At 61.0% G+C, this 16,003-nt stretch carries 15 protein-coding genes; 12 read left to right on the forward strand and 3 right to left on the reverse strand.

All coding sequences use genetic code 11. The annotated features are described in order from the left end of the window. Positions 1-61 precede the first annotated feature (61 nt). The 3 genes from ACZZ0B_RS10150 to ACZZ0B_RS10160 form a co-directional block, all read right to left on the reverse strand. Complete coding sequence (locus tag ACZZ0B_RS10150) at positions 62-1,021, reverse strand: HlyD family secretion protein (protein ID WP_008081519.1); 960 nt, start codon at positions 1,019-1,021, stop codon at positions 62-64. Between the two features lie 5 nt (positions 1,022-1,026). Further along, a complete protein-coding gene (locus ACZZ0B_RS10155; RefSeq protein WP_008081520.1) occupies positions 1,027-1,377 on the reverse strand; it encodes a DUF3302 domain-containing protein in 351 nt (116 codons plus the stop codon). Between the two features lie 130 nt (positions 1,378-1,507). After that, positions 1,508-3,133 (reverse strand): NADP-dependent glyceraldehyde-3-phosphate dehydrogenase, encoded by a 1,626-nt coding sequence (locus tag ACZZ0B_RS10160; protein WP_463545070.1) that lies wholly within the window; start codon positions 3,131-3,133, stop codon positions 1,508-1,510. 353 nt (positions 3,134-3,486) lie between these two features. On the opposite strand from ACZZ0B_RS10160, the gene ACZZ0B_RS10165 reads away from it, so the two are divergent. The 12 genes from ACZZ0B_RS10165 (at position 3,487) to ACZZ0B_RS10220 (ending at position 15,859) form a co-directional block, all read left to right on the forward strand. Further along, entirely contained in the window at positions 3,487-3,840 is a 354-nt protein-coding gene (locus tag ACZZ0B_RS10165; protein ID WP_463545071.1) for a c-type cytochrome, read from the forward strand. Positions 3,841-3,916: 76 nt separating this feature from the next. Further along, positions 3,917-5,245 (forward strand): D-arabinono-1,4-lactone oxidase, encoded by a 1,329-nt coding sequence (locus ACZZ0B_RS10170; protein ID WP_463546924.1) that lies wholly within the window; start codon positions 3,917-3,919, stop codon positions 5,243-5,245. A 74-nt stretch (positions 5,246-5,319) separates the two neighbouring features. Beyond that, the gene (locus ACZZ0B_RS10175) at positions 5,320-6,528 is read left to right on the forward strand and encodes a DSD1 family PLP-dependent enzyme (protein ID WP_463546925.1); all 1,209 of its coding nucleotides are present in this window, start codon (positions 5,320-5,322) and stop codon (positions 6,526-6,528) included. Between the two features lie 260 nt (positions 6,529-6,788). Further along, positions 6,789-7,400: a transposase gene (locus ACZZ0B_RS10180; RefSeq protein WP_008081526.1), complete on the forward strand. Its 612-nt coding sequence runs from the start codon at positions 6,789-6,791 to the stop codon at positions 7,398-7,400. A gap of 59 nt (positions 7,401-7,459) precedes the next feature. After that, positions 7,460-9,058, forward strand: a complete 1,599-nt coding sequence (locus tag ACZZ0B_RS10185) for a ShlB/FhaC/HecB family hemolysin secretion/activation protein (RefSeq protein WP_463545072.1) — start codon at positions 7,460-7,462, stop codon at positions 9,056-9,058. A 14-nt stretch (positions 9,059-9,072) separates the two neighbouring features. After that, positions 9,073-10,872, forward strand: a complete 1,800-nt coding sequence (locus ACZZ0B_RS10190; protein WP_463545073.1) for a DUF2341 domain-containing protein — start codon at positions 9,073-9,075, stop codon at positions 10,870-10,872. Positions 10,873-10,883: 11 nt separating this feature from the next. Next, a complete protein-coding gene (locus ACZZ0B_RS10195) occupies positions 10,884-11,309 on the forward strand; it encodes an ExbD/TolR family protein (protein ID WP_007915482.1) in 426 nt (141 codons plus the stop codon). A 3-nt stretch (positions 11,310-11,312) separates the two neighbouring features. Beyond that, a complete protein-coding gene (locus tag ACZZ0B_RS10200; protein ID WP_463545074.1) occupies positions 11,313-12,017 on the forward strand; it encodes an energy transducer TonB family protein in 705 nt (234 codons plus the stop codon). A gap of 52 nt (positions 12,018-12,069) precedes the next feature. Next, the gene (locus ACZZ0B_RS10205) at positions 12,070-13,773 is read left to right on the forward strand and encodes a putative porin (RefSeq protein WP_463545075.1); all 1,704 of its coding nucleotides are present in this window, start codon (positions 12,070-12,072) and stop codon (positions 13,771-13,773) included. Positions 13,774-13,790: 17 nt separating this feature from the next. Continuing rightward, complete coding sequence (locus ACZZ0B_RS10210) at positions 13,791-14,420, forward strand: hypothetical protein (RefSeq protein WP_008081530.1); 630 nt, start codon at positions 13,791-13,793, stop codon at positions 14,418-14,420. Positions 14,421-14,450: 30 nt separating this feature from the next. Then, positions 14,451-14,921: a YbjN domain-containing protein gene (locus ACZZ0B_RS10215; RefSeq protein ID WP_463545076.1), complete on the forward strand. Its 471-nt coding sequence runs from the start codon at positions 14,451-14,453 to the stop codon at positions 14,919-14,921. Continuing rightward, on the forward strand, positions 14,918-15,859 hold the full coding sequence (locus ACZZ0B_RS10220; protein ID WP_463545077.1) for a peptidylprolyl isomerase: 942 nt from the start codon (positions 14,918-14,920) through the stop codon (positions 15,857-15,859). Before ACZZ0B_RS10215 ends, ACZZ0B_RS10220 begins: the two co-directional genes overlap by 4 nt. The last annotated feature ends 144 nt before the right edge of the window (positions 15,860-16,003 follow it).

A 16,003-nucleotide genomic window follows, 5' to 3' on the forward strand; every position in this document is an offset into this window, starting at 1 on the left:
GGGCGGCAGTCGATGGGTGCTGTAAGTACTCAGTGCGGGCCTCTCGTTATTCGGCTTCAGGTCAATGGAAAGGAAAAATGTAATTCATCCAGGCCGACATGCGCAGCAGGATTTTGCGCATCGCGCCAATATGGTGAAAGTGCTGACTGTACAGCGCCGCCTGGCCATAGGCGCCGCCGGGCATTTGCTTGCTGTACTGGGCGAAGTCAGGATCGGTGATTTCAATGATCACCGGCACGCGCCCGGCGGGCGGCGAACCGGTGTAGCCGATAAGCGTGCCGGACGGTTGCACCTGGCCTTCGGCGATCACCCCTATGACATTTTTTACCCGGCCGGCAAACACTTTGCCGGGAATGCCGTCGAAGGCCACTTCCGCCTCATCACCCACGGTCAGACGCAGCAGGCTGTTCTGGCGCATCCACGCAGCGAAATACTGGCCTTCTTCGGGGATGAACACCATCGAGGGGCGTAACGGCAACTTGCTCGCCATCATCCCCGGACGCAGCGAAACATGGGTGACAAAGCCTTTGCTTGGTGCGCGAACGGTGGTGTTGTCCAGTTCAAATTGGGCGTTGTCCAGTTGCGCCTGCAGATCGTCGGTGCGGGCGATGGCGGCATCCAGTTCACGTTGCGTGCCGAAGTTGCGCCGGATCAGTTCAGTAATCCGGTAGCGATCACCCTTGGCGGCAATCAGTTGCGCCTTCAGCGACTTCACCCGGTTTTGAAACGGCGTAGGGTCGATGCGAAACAGCACGTCGCCTTTTTCCAGCGGCTCGTTCCCCTTCACCGGCACGTCGATCACCTGGCCGCTAACGATGGGAATGACCGGCACAGAAACGAAGTACGTGCGCGCCACCTCGGAGTAGGGATGGTTGTAGTTCATGGTGAAAATCAAGGCGCCGATCAGCAGAATGCCGCCGAGTACGGCCGTGGGTACCGTCCATTTGTTCAGCGGGATGCGGAAGATCTTGAACAGTGCGACGCAGAACGCGGCGTAGGTCAGGATAAGGAGCAGATCCATGGTGTTCAGCCCTCCCTGTTGTGGGGGGCAGTGGCGTTCAGCGCTTCGAGTCGTTCGATGCGACCTTTTAGTTCGACCACCTGTTGCTCAAGGTGAATGACGTGGTTTTGCACGGATTTGCCGTCACCGAACCCCCAGCCGCGATCTTCTCGATAGGCCATGGCCCAGATCCACAAAAACGGCCAGAGCGCATGCAGCGTGAACAGACTGACCCAGCCAGTGGCATGGATTGCATCCTGATGCGGATGGTTACGGTGGACGGCGATTTCGTACGGAATGTCATGCAACACGATGATCCCGTAAAAAAGCACAAGCCCTACAAACACCAAAATACCTAACGCAAAGTAATCAAGCATGATCAAGCTCCCGGCATCCAGCACAGTGCTGGCATCAGTGTAGACACTGATTGGCCGGGCGCTTGGCCACTTTGGGTCATAACCGGATGCTGTCTCCTTTGTGCTTATTTGCGATCCGGGTGACGGTTGCTCAGAAAATATAATCGGTGGTCAGGAAGCTCGAATCACGCCCGCGAATGATCTCGCTGATCAAGTCCTTGTTGCTGTCCTGGAACTTGGTTGCCACCAGCGTACGGATCGAGAACACCCGCAATGCATCGTGTACCGAGAGCGTACCTTCGGCGGAATTTTTGCGGCCGTTGAACGGGTAAGTGTCCGGGCCGCGCTGGCACTGGGCATTGAGGTTGATCCGCCCGACCTGGTTGGCGAACGTATCGACCAGACGACCCACCGCCACCGGGTTGGTGCCGAAGATACTCAACTGCTGACCGAAGTCCGACTCCAGCACGTAGTCGATCACGGTGTCGAGATGACGATAGGGCACGATCGGCACAACCGGGCCGAATTGTTCTTCCTGATACACGCGCATCTGCGGGTTCACCGGGTACAGCACCGCCGGGTAGAAGAACGACTCGCGGGATTCGCCACCATTGGGGTTGACCACTTCGGCACCTTTGGCGCGCGCGTCGGCCACCAAGCCATGCAGGTAATCGACCTTGCCCAACTCCGGCAACGGCGTCAGCGACACGCCGCTGTCCCACGGCATGCCCGGCTTCAGCGTGGTCAGTTTGGCGTTGAATTTTTCGATGAAACTGTCGACGACATCTTCGTGGACGAAGAGGATTTTCAGCGCGGTGCAGCGCTGGCCATTGAATGACAGCGAACCGGTGACGGCTTCGCTGACGGCGTTGTCGAGATCGACCTCCGGCAAGACGATGCCCGGATTTTTCGCATCCAGACCCAGCGCTGCACGCAAGCGGTGTGGTTTGGGGTGCAGCTTTTTCAAGTCGCTGGCGGCCTTGTTGGTGCCGATAAACGCGAAGATATCGATCTTGCCGCTGGCCATCAGCGCGCTGACGGTTTCGCGGCCACTGCCGTAGATGACGTTGATCACGCCGGTCGGGAAGCTGTCGCGGAACGCTTCCAGCAACGGACGAATCAACAGCACGCCGAGCTTGGCCGGTTTGAACACCACGGTGTTGCCCATGATCAGCGCCGGGATCAGCGTAGTGAACGTCTCGTTAAGCGGATAGTTGTAAGGGCCCATGCACAGCGCGACGCCGAGCGGGACGCGGCGGATCTGGCCGAGGGTGTCCTGTTCCAGCTCGAAACGGCTGGAACGGCGGTCGAGTTCCTTGAGCGCATTGATGGTGTCGACGATGTAGTCGCAGGTACGGTCGAACTCTTTTTCCGAGTCCTTGAGGTTCTTGCCGATTTCCCACATCAGCAGCTTCACCACGGCATCGCGCTGTTGGCGCATGCGCCCGAGGAAGGCTTCGACGTGCTGGATGCGTTCGGCCACGCGCATGGTCGGCCAGAGGCCCTGGCCACGGTCGTAGGCGCGCACGGCGGCGTCAAGGGCAGTGAGCGCGGTGTCGGCGTCGAGCAGCGGCGTACTGCCGAGGATGACTTGTTCGTCGCCGTTTTCACCGTGCAGATAGACCGGGCTGCGCACGGTGGCGAGCGGGCCGTCCCAGCGGCGCAATTGGCCGTCGACGAGATAATCGCGTTGCTCGACCTGACCGTCGAGGCGGTATTTTTCCGGGATGTCGCTGACAGAAGGGAACAGGTTGCCAAGGATGTTTGCTGTGGTCATGTCGCTACCCCGTGTTGATGTCCGCTTGCAGAGCTAAAAGTCTCTACAGGTTATACGCCTGAATGCGCCGAAATTTAAACCCGCAAATGTCACCCGAATGTCACGCAAACGCGCACAGCAGAGCAGGCCTCCACACATGATCGTTCCCACGCTCTGCGTGGGAATGCCTCACGGGACGCTCCGCGTTCCAAGCGGACGCAGAGCGTCCAGGGCTGCATTCCCACGCGGAGCGTGGGAACGATCATCTTCAGGTAATGGGCTGGCCCCGTTTGCCCCCCTCAATGTCCCGCAATGCCCTCAACCCGCTGCGGTCGCTGCCTTAAGGTGTGACGACAACAATAAGCGAGGCCGTTATGCGGGCAATCCGACTCACTTTACTGCTGGCGTTGGCCATGATGCTGCCCGGTTGCGGCGATGAACCCAACCCCGTGGTCACCACCAACAACGCGACCCCCAAAGACCCGGCGCTGGCACAGATCTACGCCAACAGTTGCCAGTTGTGCCACGCCAACCCCGCCGCCAACGCGCCACTCACCGGTGACCGCAAAGCCTGGGAGCCGCGCATTCAGCAGGGCACCGACACGCTGCTCGACCACGCCATCAATGGCTACAACGGCATGCCGCCGATGGGCCAGTGCGTCGAGTGCAGCGAAGAACAATTCCTGCAATTGATCGGCTTCATGGCCGACCAGCCCCTCCCACAATAAGGTGCCCGGCATGACCATGGATCTGACACGGCGTCAGTTGTTGCAGCGGGCAAGTATTGTCGGTGCGTTCAGCGCATTGGCGAGCCATCCGGCATTGGGCCAGTTGATGCGCGCGCCACGCCTGATCCCGTGGCGCAACTGGTCGGGCGGGCAGAGTTGCCTGCCGGCGGCGCGGCTGGCACCGAAAAATCTCGACGAACTGACGACCGTCATCAAACAGGCGCAAGGCAAGATTCGCCCGGTCGGTTCAGCGCATTCGTTCAGTGCGCTGGTGCCCACCGACGGCACGCTGTTGTCGCTGAGCTACTTCAACGGTTTGCTCGAGCATGACGCGAAAACCCTGCAAGCCGAATTCGCCGCCGGTACGCCGATGTCACGCATGGGCGTGCCGCTGAAAGATATTGGTCAGGCCCTGCAAAACATGGCCGACATCGATTACCAGACCCTCGCCGGGGCAATCTCGACTTCGACCCACGGTACTGGCAAAAACTTCCAGTCCTACTCGGCCCACGTCTGCGGCATGCAACTGGTAACGGCCAGTGGCGAGGTGCTCGACTGCGATAGCCAACGCCATCCCGAAGTATTCAACGCCGCGCGGGTTTCCCTTGGCGCCCTCGGTGTGGCGACGAAAATCCGCCTGCAAAACCGCCCGGCCTATCGCCTGCGCGAACGCCAATGGATCGCCAAGACCGAAGAGCTGCTCGAAGACATCGACAAGAACACGAGGGAAAACCAGCACTGGGAAATGCTCGTGGTCACCCATTCCGACTACGCCTTGTCGATCGCCCTCAACGAAACCGACGACCCGGCCACGCCGCCGATCAGCCCGGAAGAAGAGGGCGGCAACGAGTTCGTCACCCTGATCGAGAAGATCGACAAGTACGGCAGTGACTTCCCTGACGTGCGCCGCACAATGCTCAACAGCCTGCGTCATCTGGCCAGTTTCGATGATCGCGTCGGCGACTCGTTCGACATCTACGCCAACGTGCGCACCGTGCGGTTCAATGAAATGGAATACTCGGTGCCGGCTGAACATGGCCCGGCGTGTCTGCGCGAGATTCTCAAGCTGATTCAGGACAAGGACCTGCGCACCTGGTTTCCCATTGAGTACCGCTACGTCAAGTCTGACGATATTCCGCTGAGCATGTTCGAGGGCCGCGACAGTTGTTCGATCTCGGTACACCAGCATTACCAGATGGATCATCACAACTTCTTTGCGGCGGTCGAGCCGATCTTCTGGAAGTACAACGGCCGTCCGCATTGGGGCAAGTTGCACACGCTCAACGCGAAAAACCTGCAACCGCTGTACCCGCGCTGGCGTGAATTTGTCGATGTACGCCAGGCGATCGATCCCAGTGGGCGCTTTCTCAATGCGCATCTGTCGTCGATTCTGGGGGTGAACTGATGGCCGTTAATCGACGCAGTTTTCTCCTTGGCACGTTGGGGGTTGGCGCGTTGTTGGCCGGCGTTGGCGCATGGCTGCGACCGGGGGATCGCGGCGCGCCGTACGACGATTATTTTCGTGCGCTGAACAATGAGTTGAAGGGTAAAGGTCCGATGCGTCCGGTGCTGCTGATTGATCTGGATCGCCTCGATCACAACATCGATGTGGTGATGCAATCGGTCAAGCGTGGCGGCAAACAGTTGCGGTTGGTGGAGAAGTCACTGCCATCGCCTGGGTTGTTGAGCTACATCGCGCAACGTGCCGGGACGCAGAAGCTGATGTCGTTCCATCAGCCGTTTCTCAATCACGATGCGCAGGTATTTGCGCAGTCCGACATTCTGCTCGGCAAGCCGTTGCCGGTGCGCTCGGCAGAGCTGTTCTACCAAACCCACAAAGGCCCGTTCGACCCCTCGAGGCAGCTGCAATGGCTGCTCGACGGGCCGGAGCGCTTGCAGCAATACCTCAAGCTCGCACAGGGTCTGGGCACGCGGATGCGCATCAACATCGAGCTGGACGTCGGCCTGCATCGCGGCGGCGTCAGCGACTTGAATAGGCTGGGGCAGATGCTCACGTTGATCAGCGCCAATCCACAGCATCTGGAATTCGCCGGATTCATGGGTTACGACCCGTTCGTGGGCATGGGCGTGCCGGGCATTCTCGGTTCGCCCGAGGAACTGTTCGCCAAGGTCATGGTGACTTATCAGCGTTGCGTCGATTTCACCCGCCAGCAGTTTCCCGCGTTGTGGCATGACGGCTTGTGCCTGAATACCGCCGGCAGCCCGAGTTACCGCATTCACGAAAACGAAAAACTCAGCACGGAAGTGTCGGTGGGCACGGCGATGCTCAAACCGACGCACTACGATTTGCCGTCGCTGACCGAGCACGTGCCAGCGACCTACATCGCCACGCCCGTGCTGAAAAGCACCGGCGCGGTGAACATCCCGGCGCTGGACGACAAGTCGAAACTGTTCTCGTGGTGGGACGCCAACCAGCGCCAGACCTTCTTCATCTACGGCGGCAACTGGATGGCCGAATTCGAATCGCCCCAGGGTTTACAGAGCAACAGCGTCTACGGACGCAGCTCCAATCAAGAGATGGTCAATGGCTCCAGCGCTGTCGGCCTGACGATAGAAGATCAAGTCTTCCTGCGCCCGACCCAGACCGAAGCCGTGCTCCTGCAATTCGGCGACCTGCTGGCGGTGCGCAACGGCAAAATCGTCGACACCTGGCCCGTCTACACCTGACCCGCATCACCACAAATCCCCTGTAGGAGTGAGCCTGCTCGCGATAGCGGTGTGTCAGCAAAATAAATATCAACTGACAGGACGCTATCGCGAGCAGGCTCACTCCTACATTGGATGTGTGTACACCCATACGCGGTAATGAAGCTTTTATGACAAAAGTTCGGTAGCACATCGCCAGTCCGGTCATGCCTATGTAACGCGCTTGAGGAGCCCAACGGGGCGCTTTTCACAAGCCGAGGCGGGACGCCGGGAGTGAGGCAATGGGGACTATGGAACGCTACTCGAAAGTGGGCATGCAGGAACTCGATCAACGCCTGTCGAAGATCGTCGAAGCCGCGCGCAAGAAGCCGGTTTCGGTGTATCGCTACGGCGCGCCGTGGGTCTGGATCGTCTCGCAGGATGACTGGCAGGGCGCCTTGAAAGAGGTCTCCAGCTACATTCCGCCGGGCCATTCGCTGGTGTTGCTGCGCCCGCAGATCGACGACTTGCTCGATGCCCACCGTGACCTCCTGCTCGACCTCGATGCCGAGCCCGGCATGCTGATCCCTGCGCAAACGGTCATGCACATCCTGCTTCTGCAACTGCTGTATTCGGTGCCCAGCGAGCAGCAACTGTATGAACAGCTCAACTACAACCTGCTGTTCCGCTGGTTCGCAGGTCTTGGCCTGAACCAGAAAGTCTGGAGCTTCAACGTCCTCAGTCGCGACATCACCACGTTGCTCAACGAGCCACGGGCGGTGCTGCTCATTCAAAAAATCATCGGCGAAGTGTTCTGCGGTGCCTTGCTGCAAATGCCCGAGTTCTCGCTGAACTTCGCGCTGTTGCACACGTGGCTGGGCAAGCACGCCTGTGCCCCGCACGTCAGCAATTAACAGCGGCAACACACCAGGCGCGCAAGCGCCAACAGGTCATCGCGAATTCAGGGGGTAGTGTGGAACCGATTTTCAAGTCACGGCTGGCGCTGTGGGGCTGGCTGCTGGTGACGGCGGGCGCGCAGCCGGCATTGGCCGAGGAGGCTGCCGACAACGCAGCGGCGCAGCGTCTGGTCGACGTCAACGAATACTTCGTGCGCGGCAATACCGTGCTCGATGCGCGGGCGATCGAAGAGGCGGTGTACCCGTTTCTCGGCCCGCAAAAAGCCCTCACGGATATCGAAGGCGCGCGCGACGCGTTGCAAAAAGCCTATCAGGAGCGCGGCTATCAGTCGGTGTTCGTCGAGCTGCCGGAGCAAGCCGTCGCCGACGGCATCGTTTACCTGCAAGTCAGCGAAACCAAGGTCGGCCGCGTGCGTGTGGTCGGCGCCAAACACTATTCGCCGCTGGACATTCGCGACGACGTGCCGGCGCTGAAAGAGGGTGAGGTGCCGGACTTTGCCAAGGTTCAGGGTGAACTGGCGCAGCTCAACAAAACCCCGGGTCGGCAAGTCATGCCGCTGGTGCGCGAAGGTCAGCGCCCCGGCACCATGGACGTCGATTTGCAGGTCGAAGACCAGAACCCGTGGACCGCCAGCGTCGGCCTCAACAACGATTACAGCGCCGACACGGAAAAGCTGCGCACCGTCACCAGCCTCGGCTACAACAACCTTTGGCAACTCGGCCACAGCGTCAACCTGACGTTCTTCACCGCGCCACAGGAAACCGACAACGCCAAGGTCTGGTCGGGCTCCTACAGCGCGCCGCTGACCGATCGCTGGAGCGTGCAGTTCTCCGGTTACCAGTCCGACAGCAACGTCGCCACCATCGGCGGCAGCAACGTGCTCGGCAAGGGCCACAGCTACGGCGTGTCGGCGATTTATACGCTGCCGTCGAGCGGCAACTGGTCGAATTCGCTGTCGGCCGGCATCGACTTCAAGGACTTCGACGAACGCCTGACCCTCTCCGGCGAAAGCGACAAGGTGCCGCTGCAATACGCACCGTTCACCTTCGCCTACAACGGCTATCGCTACACCGAGAAGAGCCAGCTCGGCCTCGGTCTGAGCCTGGTTGCCGCCACTCGCAGCATCTTCGGCTACGGCAGCTCCGACGAAGATTTCGACTACAAACGCTATCGCGCGAAACCTAGCTTCGCCGTGCTCAAGGGCGACACGAATTACACCTGGACCTTCGACAGCGACTGGCAAAGCGCGAGCAAAGCCGCGTTCCAGCTCGCCTCCGGGCCGTTGGTTTCCAACGAACAATTCTCCGCCGGTGGCGCCACTTCAGTACGCGGCTATCTGGCTGCCGAACGCACCGGCGATGACGGTTTGCTGCTCAGCCAGGAACTGCGCACGCCATCGCTGGCCAAGTACGCCGGCACATGGATGCAGGACTGGCGTTTCTACGCCTTTGCCGAAGGCGCGCAACTGTACCTGCGCGACGAGCTGCCGGATCAGGACGCCAGTTATGCCTTGGCCAGCGTCGGCCTCGGCACCCGCGCCAGCCTGAGCAAATGGCTGTCCGGCAGCCTCGACTGGGGCTACCCGCTACTCGAAGGGCCGAACACCTCGAAACAGGAATCGCGCCTGCACTTCAACCTTCAAGCCACTTTCTGACAAGGAGCACGTTCATGCAGCGCCTCTTCCTTTCGTTGTTGATCTGCCTGGGCTTCGTGCTCCCGGCCACGGCTCAGGCCTGGTGGCAGGACGACTGGCACTACCGCAAACAGATTGCCGTCGACACCACGCCACAAGGCGCGGCGATCAATCAGGCCCTCGGCCGCACCGCGCTGCTGGTGCGCCTGCACACCGGCAACTTCACCTTTGACGGCGTGAAGGAGGACGGCTCGGACCTGCGCTTCGTCGCCGCCGATGACAAGACCGTGCTCAATCATCAGATCGAAAGCTTCGACGCACTGATGGGCATGGCGCTGATCTGGGTCGATGTGCCGAATGTCGAGGGCGGTCAGCGCCAGGACATCTGGATGTATTACGGCAATCAAAAGGCTCCGGCGACCGGCAACGGCCAACTGACCTTCGACCCCAATTACACCGCGCTCTATCACTTTGACGGCGCCACCGGCACCCCGGCCAAAGACACCACCGCCTATGGCAACACGGCGCAAAGTGCGACCGGCGCGGCGATTGACGGTGTAGTAGGGCGCGCGTTGCAGTTCAGCGGTCAGCCGTTGTTGTTGCCGGCCAGCCCTTCGCTGCAACACAACGCTGGCAGTGCGTTCACTTTCAGTGCCTGGCTGCGACTGGATCAGGCCAATGGCGAGCAACTGATTCTCGCCCGTCGTGAAGGCGCCAACAGCCTGTTGATCGGTACGAACCAAGGTGTGCCGTTTGTAGAGATCGATGGCCAACGCGCCGTCGCCACACAGGCGCTGAATCCTGGCCAATGGCAACACGTTGCACTGACCGCTGAAGGTGCCAAAGTCACCCTGTACATCAATGGCCGCGAAGGCGCGACCCTCGCTCAGGCGATGCCGGCCTTCAACTCGGTCATGGCCATCGGCGCCGATCTGCACGAAGGGCCATTCCAGCCGTTCGTGGGCGCCATCGACGAACTGCGCCTGTCGAAAGTCGCCCGTCCGGCACCGCTGTTGCTGGCTGACGCTACCTCGCAAGGCGCCGAGTCGAAACTGGTCGCTTACGGTGTCGACGAAGAGCAGTCCGGTTTCGGTTTCGGCAGCCTCGGTTTCCTGCTCAACGCCGTGCCCATCGACGCCTGGGTGATCATCGCCGTGCTGGTGCTGATGATGTTCCAGTCGTGGATCATCATGCTGCGCAAGAACCGCAGCCTCAGCCGCGTGTCTGCCGCCAACGAAGACTTCCGCGTGCAATTCGCCAAGGTCGGCACGCGTCTGGAGATGTTCGCCGACGACGCGCAACTCGCCCAGCGTTTGCAGCATTCGTCGCTGTGGCGCCTGTACCTGGTGGCCGTCAAAGAGATCCGCACCCGCCGCGAGCAGGGCGCCGATACCTCGTCGGTTTCGGCGGCGACCATCGAAGCGATCCGCTGCTCCATGGACGGCGTGCGTACCCGCGAAAACCAGCAGCTCAGCTCGAAACTCTCGACCCTGTCCAACGCCATCGCCGGTGGCCCGTACATCGGCCTGCTCGGCACGGTGCTGGGGATCATGGTGGTGTTCCTCGGCACGGCGATGGCCGGCGACGTCAACATCAATGCCATCGCGCCGGGCATGGCTGCCGCTTTGCTCGCCACCGCCATGGGCCTGTTCGTCGCGATCCCGGCGCTGTTTGGCTACAACCGCCTGATCACCCGCAACAAGGAAGTCAGCGCCGACATGCGCGTGTTCGTCGACGAGTTCATCACCCGGCTGGCGGAGATGCACGGCGAGAGCCAGTTCAGTGAGGCCTCGCATCAGCGCGGCCATCACGCCAACCATTCCGTACCGGCCTGAGGAGCACTGACATGGCGTCCGTAAATGCCTCCCACGACGATGACGAAGATGCCGCGGTGGACAGCATCAACATCACCCCGCTGGTCGACGTGCTGATGGTGGTGCTGGTGATGTTCATCCTCACCGCCACTGCGCAGGTTTCCGGGATCCAGATCAACCTGCCCAAGGCCAGCGCCTCCGTGTCGCTGTCCGAGGCCAAGACCAAGGCAATTTCGGTCAACGACGGCGGCCAGGTGTTCCTCGACGCTTACCCGGTGACGCTGGCCGAGCTGGAAGAACGCCTGCGCATCGAGAAGGCGCAGAGCCCGGACTTCCCGGTGATCGTGCGCGGTGATGCGACCGTGCAATACCAGAAAGTCATCGAAGTGCTGGACCTGTTGCGCCGGCTCGAACTGTCCCAGGTCGGTCTTGTGACCGGCAAACCGAGTCAGGGCTGAGTCATGACTGCACAACTCCCGATCGAGCCGCTGCCGGTGAAAAAACCAGCGCTGCGTCACGCGAAGTGGGGCGCCGGATTGCTGATCGGCGCGCTCGCCGCGTGGTTCCTGTGGCAGTGGGCGAATGACATGAGCGGCATCCGCCGCGAAGCGCCGAAGGTGCCGACGATCATTCCGTTGCCGCCACCACCTCCACCGCCGCCGGAGAAACCGCCGGAGCCAGAAACCCCGGTCGAAGAGAAAGTCGTCGAGCCGGAACCGACACCCGAGCCAGAAGAGGTCAAGCCCGAAGAGGAAGCCCCGCCATCACCGGCGGACGATCTGGCCAACCCGATGCAAATGGACGGTGACGCTCAGTCCGGCAACGACGCCTTCAACATCGGCGCGGGCAAGGGCAGCGGCATGGCTGGCACTGGTGGTGGGCGTTTGGGCACGGGGACGTACAGCCAGTTTCTGGCGTTCACCTTCCAGCGTTTGCTGCGCGAGAACCCCGAGCTGCGCAACCTCGCGTTCTCGTTGCAGGCCGATGTGTGGCTGAGCAGCGTCGGCGAGATCACCCGCGTCGAACTGATCAAGTCCAGTGGCAATCCCGAGATTGATACGCAGGTGCTGGCCGCGCTACGCGGTGCCCCGGCCCTGAGCGAACGGCCTCCGGCCTCCATCACTTTGCCTGTGCGCCTGTCCCTGCAAGGGCGGCGTCCGGGTTAACCGATTATTTATTGCCAAGCCTTCAAGCTTTGCCAAAAGGAGTTGTGTGCAGATGATTTCCAACGTGAATCGATTGTCCCTGGCGGTCGGCATGGTCATCGCGACCCTGGTCGGTCAGGCCGCGGCAGCGCCTGCGCCCGCGCCCTCGGAGAACGCCACGATCAATCTGATCCGCTTGCTGGTCGAGCAGGGCATTTTGAAACAGGACAAGGCCGACGCACTGATCGCTCAGGCGCAGAACGAAGCGGCCCAGGCTAAACAGGCTGCGGCATCCACCGCTGTGGCGGCGGGGCCAGTGGCGGCGCCGGGCGATGTGCGTGTGCAATACGTGCCGGCCGCGGTGCGCGACCAGATCCGCGATCAGGTCAAGGCCGAAGTCATGGCCACCGCCAAACAGGAAAACTGGGCCGCGCCCAACAGCTTTCCGGAATGGGCTGCGCGCATCAGTTTCGACGGCGACATTCGCCTGCGTGACGAATCGCGCTACTACTCGGATAACAACAGCAACGAAATCGTCGACTTCGCCAAGCTCAATAACAACGGCCCGTACGACGTAAACCCCAACAGCAGCACCAGCCTGCCGCCGCTGCTCAACACCCGCGAAGACCGCACCAATCAGTTCCGCATCCGCGCACGGCTGGGCATGAAAGCGCTGATCTCGCCGGAATGGACCGCCGGTATTCGCATCGGCACCGGCTCGGACAACAACCCGGTATCGACCACGCAAAGCCTCGGCGGCGGTTTCGCCAAGAAAGACATCTGGCTCGATCAGGGTTACCTCAACTGGAAGCCGACGGATGAGCTGACCTTGACCGGCGGGCGCTTCGCCAACCCGTTCATGTCCACCGACATGCTCTATTCCAACGACCTGAATTTCGACGGTGTGGCAGCGATTTTCGACCACAAGCTCAACCGCGATTGGGGCGTGTTCGGCACCGTCGGTGCATTCCCGGTGGACTACACCAACGACACCACCAGCAGCAACGGTTTCGACAAGGAAGAGAGCGACAACAAGTGGCTGTACGGTGCGCAAGTCGGCGCCAAGTGGGCGATCAACAGCAACAACCGCTTGAAAGGTGCGTTGGCTTATTACCGTTTCGACGACATTCAGGGCGAACGCTCCAGCCCTTGCGAACCGTGGGCCGGCGCGCCGGGTTGCGACAGCGACGGCAGCCGCACAGCGTTCATGCAGAAGGGCAACAGCGTGTTCCTGCTGCGCGACATCACCCCGAACCCGCTCAACCCGAGCACCACGCCGCAACCGCAATACGTCGGCCTGGCCTCCGAGTTCAACCTGCTCGATCTCAACGTGGTGTGGGACGCCGACCTGCCGCAAGACTTCAAGTTGCGCAGCCAAGGCAACTACATCCACAACTTGAGCTACGACGAAGGCGACATGCGCAAGCGCTCGGCCGGGCAGATCGTCAACAACCTCGACAGCAACGGCAACATCGAAAGCGGCGCCAATGCGTGGATGGTGCAGTTCACCCTCGGCAGTGCGCTGGAGCTGAAGAAGCAGGGCGACTGGAACATGTTCGCCGGCTACAAATACATCCAGCCGGATGCCTTGCCGGACGGTTTCAACGACTCGTCGTTCCACCTCGGCGGCACCAACGCCAAGGGCTATTTCATCGGCGGCAACTACGGTCTGGCGAAGAACGTTTATGCGACGGGTCGCTGGATGAGTACCGAAGCGGTGTACGGCGCGCCGTTCGACATCGACGTCTTGCAGCTTGAGCTCAACACGCGCTTCTAAGGCGCCGGGAGAGGGTTATGAAAACGCGTTTGTTATCGCTTGGGCTTGGGTTGTTGATCGCCACCGGGGCGAGTGCCGAAGGCATGGAAGAGCGCTTGCGTACCCAGTTGCGCAGCACCGCCCAGCAGTTGCAGGCCCTGCAAAGCCAGCAGGCCCAGGCCAGCGCCGCGCAATTGGCGGCACAGAACGAGGTCAAGGCGGCGCAGGCGCAGATCAAGCAATTGACCGCCGAACTGGCCAAAGCCAAAGGCGTCGCCGAGCAACTCGCCGGGCAGCAACAGAGCCTGCACAGCCAGGCGCAGGCGCAAGTGGCGGCCAGCGCCGAGCAGACCGGCAAGTTCAAAAAAGCCTATGACGAGCTGTTGGTCATGGCCCGTGCCAAAGAGGCAGAACGGTCTAAGCTTCAAGCGCAATTGACTGAACGTGACACACAAGTGCAGCAATGTTCAGTCAAGAATCAGCAGATGTACGGCGTCGCCAAACAGATCCTCACCGCCTACGAAAACATCGATGTGGCCGAGGTAATGAAGATCCGCCAGCCCTTCGCGGGCAGCGCCCGGGTCAAGTTCGATGAACTGGCCCAAGGTTTCGGTGATGACCTTTACAAGACTCAATTCGACGCGCCGCAAGCCGCGCTCTCGCACTGATTTAAAAGACGGATAAACAAGGAAGAAACGATGACTCAATTGATCACCCACGTATCGCCAAAATCCCTGACCGAAGTCCTGCAAACCGCCGGTTATCGCGTCAACGAAACCGAGCAGAACGGCATCGTCCAGTTGCTCAGCGCCAGCCAGGGCATTGGTTACGCCGTGCGTTTCGGCAATCCGGCGGTGGAGCAGGGCAGCTACGTCGATTTCACCTTCAGCTGTGCACTGCGCGTACAGGGTGAGTTGCCCAAGGGAGTGGCCGAGCAGTGGAACGCCACGCGCCGTTTCGCGCGGTTGTCGTTGCAGGGCGAGTTTCTGGTGATGGAAATGGACGTAGTGGTGGCCGCGGGTGTGAGCAACGATCATCTGCGCGGCAATCTGGAACTGTGGGATCGCCTGTTGCAGGAGTTCATCGTTTATCTGCGTGATTTCACTCAGGCCGGTACGGCGCAAACCGCGAAAGTCGCCGTCGCCGAGCAAGAGGAAGTCGCGCTGTGAAAAAGCCTGCCATGGTGATCAGCGCCGCTGCGGTGGCGCTGTTGGTGGTGGCCGTGGCGCTGGTGGTGCGACCGGGCAGTGACCCGGTCGCCGCGCAGCAATCGTCGCCGCTGGCGGCGGTTGCTACGGGGCCAGCGGTGGCGCGTCTGGGTAATCAGCAGGTGTCGCCTGAGGAATTGCAGGCATTGCTGGCGACAGTTCCACCGGAAACCCGCGAGCAATTGCGCGGTAATCGTGAAGCGCTGGAACGCTGGATTCGCACGCGTCTGGCCGAGAAAGCGGTGCTGGAACAGGCTGATGCGCAAGGCTGGGCACAGCGTCCAGATGTGGCGCGGCAGACTCGTGCAGCCACCGAGCAGATCGTCTTTCGTGATTACTTGCGTTCGGTCAGCGAAGTGCCCAAGGACTACCCGAGTGCGGCTGAATTGCAGCAGGCCTATGACGCCGGAAAGTCGAATTGGCAGACCCCGGCGTTGTACCGGGTCAGTCAGATTTTCCTCGGGGTGAGCGATCCGCAAGCGCTGGAAGCGGTGCGCAAACAGGCTACGGAGTTGAGCAAAAAAGCTCAGGCGACGCCGGCGGAATTTGCTGCACTGGCGACTCAATATTCGCAGGACCGAGTGACCGCTGAACGCGGCGGTGATAGCGGTTTGCAGCCGTTGCAACAACTGGTGCCGGAAGTACGTGGCGCCGTTGCTCGGCTCAAGGTCGGCGCCGTTTCCGAGCCCGTGCAAAGTGCTGCCGGGTTTCACGTGATCAAACTCACCGAGCAACAACCGGCGCGCACGGCGAGCCTTGATGAATTGCGCGATCAACTGACCCAGGCCCTGCGCGGCCAGCGTCAGGAACAGATCGCCCAGGCCTACCTGGACGGCATGCTCAACACCGCCACGCTGAGCATCGACGGCGCCGAACTCAACAAAGTCCTAAGCAACTGAAACACATTGCCCCCTGTAGGAGTGAGCCTGCTCGCGATAGCGGTCTGTCAGTTGACATTGACTAACCTGACCCACCGCTATCGCGAGCAGGCTCACTCCTACAGGGGAGCTGCTTAACGATACATACAAAGATCGACAGGGAGT

Source organism: Pseudomonas sp. AC247 (genome assembly GCF_979258015.1).

What these genes read in the sequence shown, in the direction of transcription:
- ACZZ0B_RS10150 (WP_008081519.1), bottom strand. Translation starts at nt 1,021, where the DNA reads ATGGATCTGCTCCTTATCCTGACCTACGCCGCGTTCTGCGTCGCACTG.
- ACZZ0B_RS10155 (WP_008081520.1), bottom strand. Translation starts at nt 1,377, where the DNA reads ATGCTTGATTACTTTGCGTTAGGTATTTTGGTGTTTGTAGGGCTTGTG.
- ACZZ0B_RS10160 (WP_463545070.1), bottom strand. Translation starts at nt 3,133, where the DNA reads ATGACCACAGCAAACATCCTTGGCAACCTGTTCCCTTCTGTCAGCGAC.
- ACZZ0B_RS10165 (WP_463545071.1), top strand. Translation starts at nt 3,487, where the DNA reads ATGCGGGCAATCCGACTCACTTTACTGCTGGCGTTGGCCATGATGCTG.
- ACZZ0B_RS10180 (WP_008081526.1), top strand. Translation starts at nt 6,789, where the DNA reads ATGGGGACTATGGAACGCTACTCGAAAGTGGGCATGCAGGAACTCGAT.
- ACZZ0B_RS10190 (WP_463545073.1), top strand. Translation starts at nt 9,073, where the DNA reads ATGCAGCGCCTCTTCCTTTCGTTGTTGATCTGCCTGGGCTTCGTGCTC.
- ACZZ0B_RS10195 (WP_007915482.1), top strand. Translation starts at nt 10,884, where the DNA reads ATGGCGTCCGTAAATGCCTCCCACGACGATGACGAAGATGCCGCGGTG.
- ACZZ0B_RS10200 (WP_463545074.1), top strand. Translation starts at nt 11,313, where the DNA reads ATGACTGCACAACTCCCGATCGAGCCGCTGCCGGTGAAAAAACCAGCG.
- ACZZ0B_RS10205 (WP_463545075.1), top strand. Translation starts at nt 12,070, where the DNA reads ATGATTTCCAACGTGAATCGATTGTCCCTGGCGGTCGGCATGGTCATC.
- ACZZ0B_RS10210 (WP_008081530.1), top strand. Translation starts at nt 13,791, where the DNA reads ATGAAAACGCGTTTGTTATCGCTTGGGCTTGGGTTGTTGATCGCCACC.
- ACZZ0B_RS10215 (WP_463545076.1), top strand. Translation starts at nt 14,451, where the DNA reads ATGACTCAATTGATCACCCACGTATCGCCAAAATCCCTGACCGAAGTC.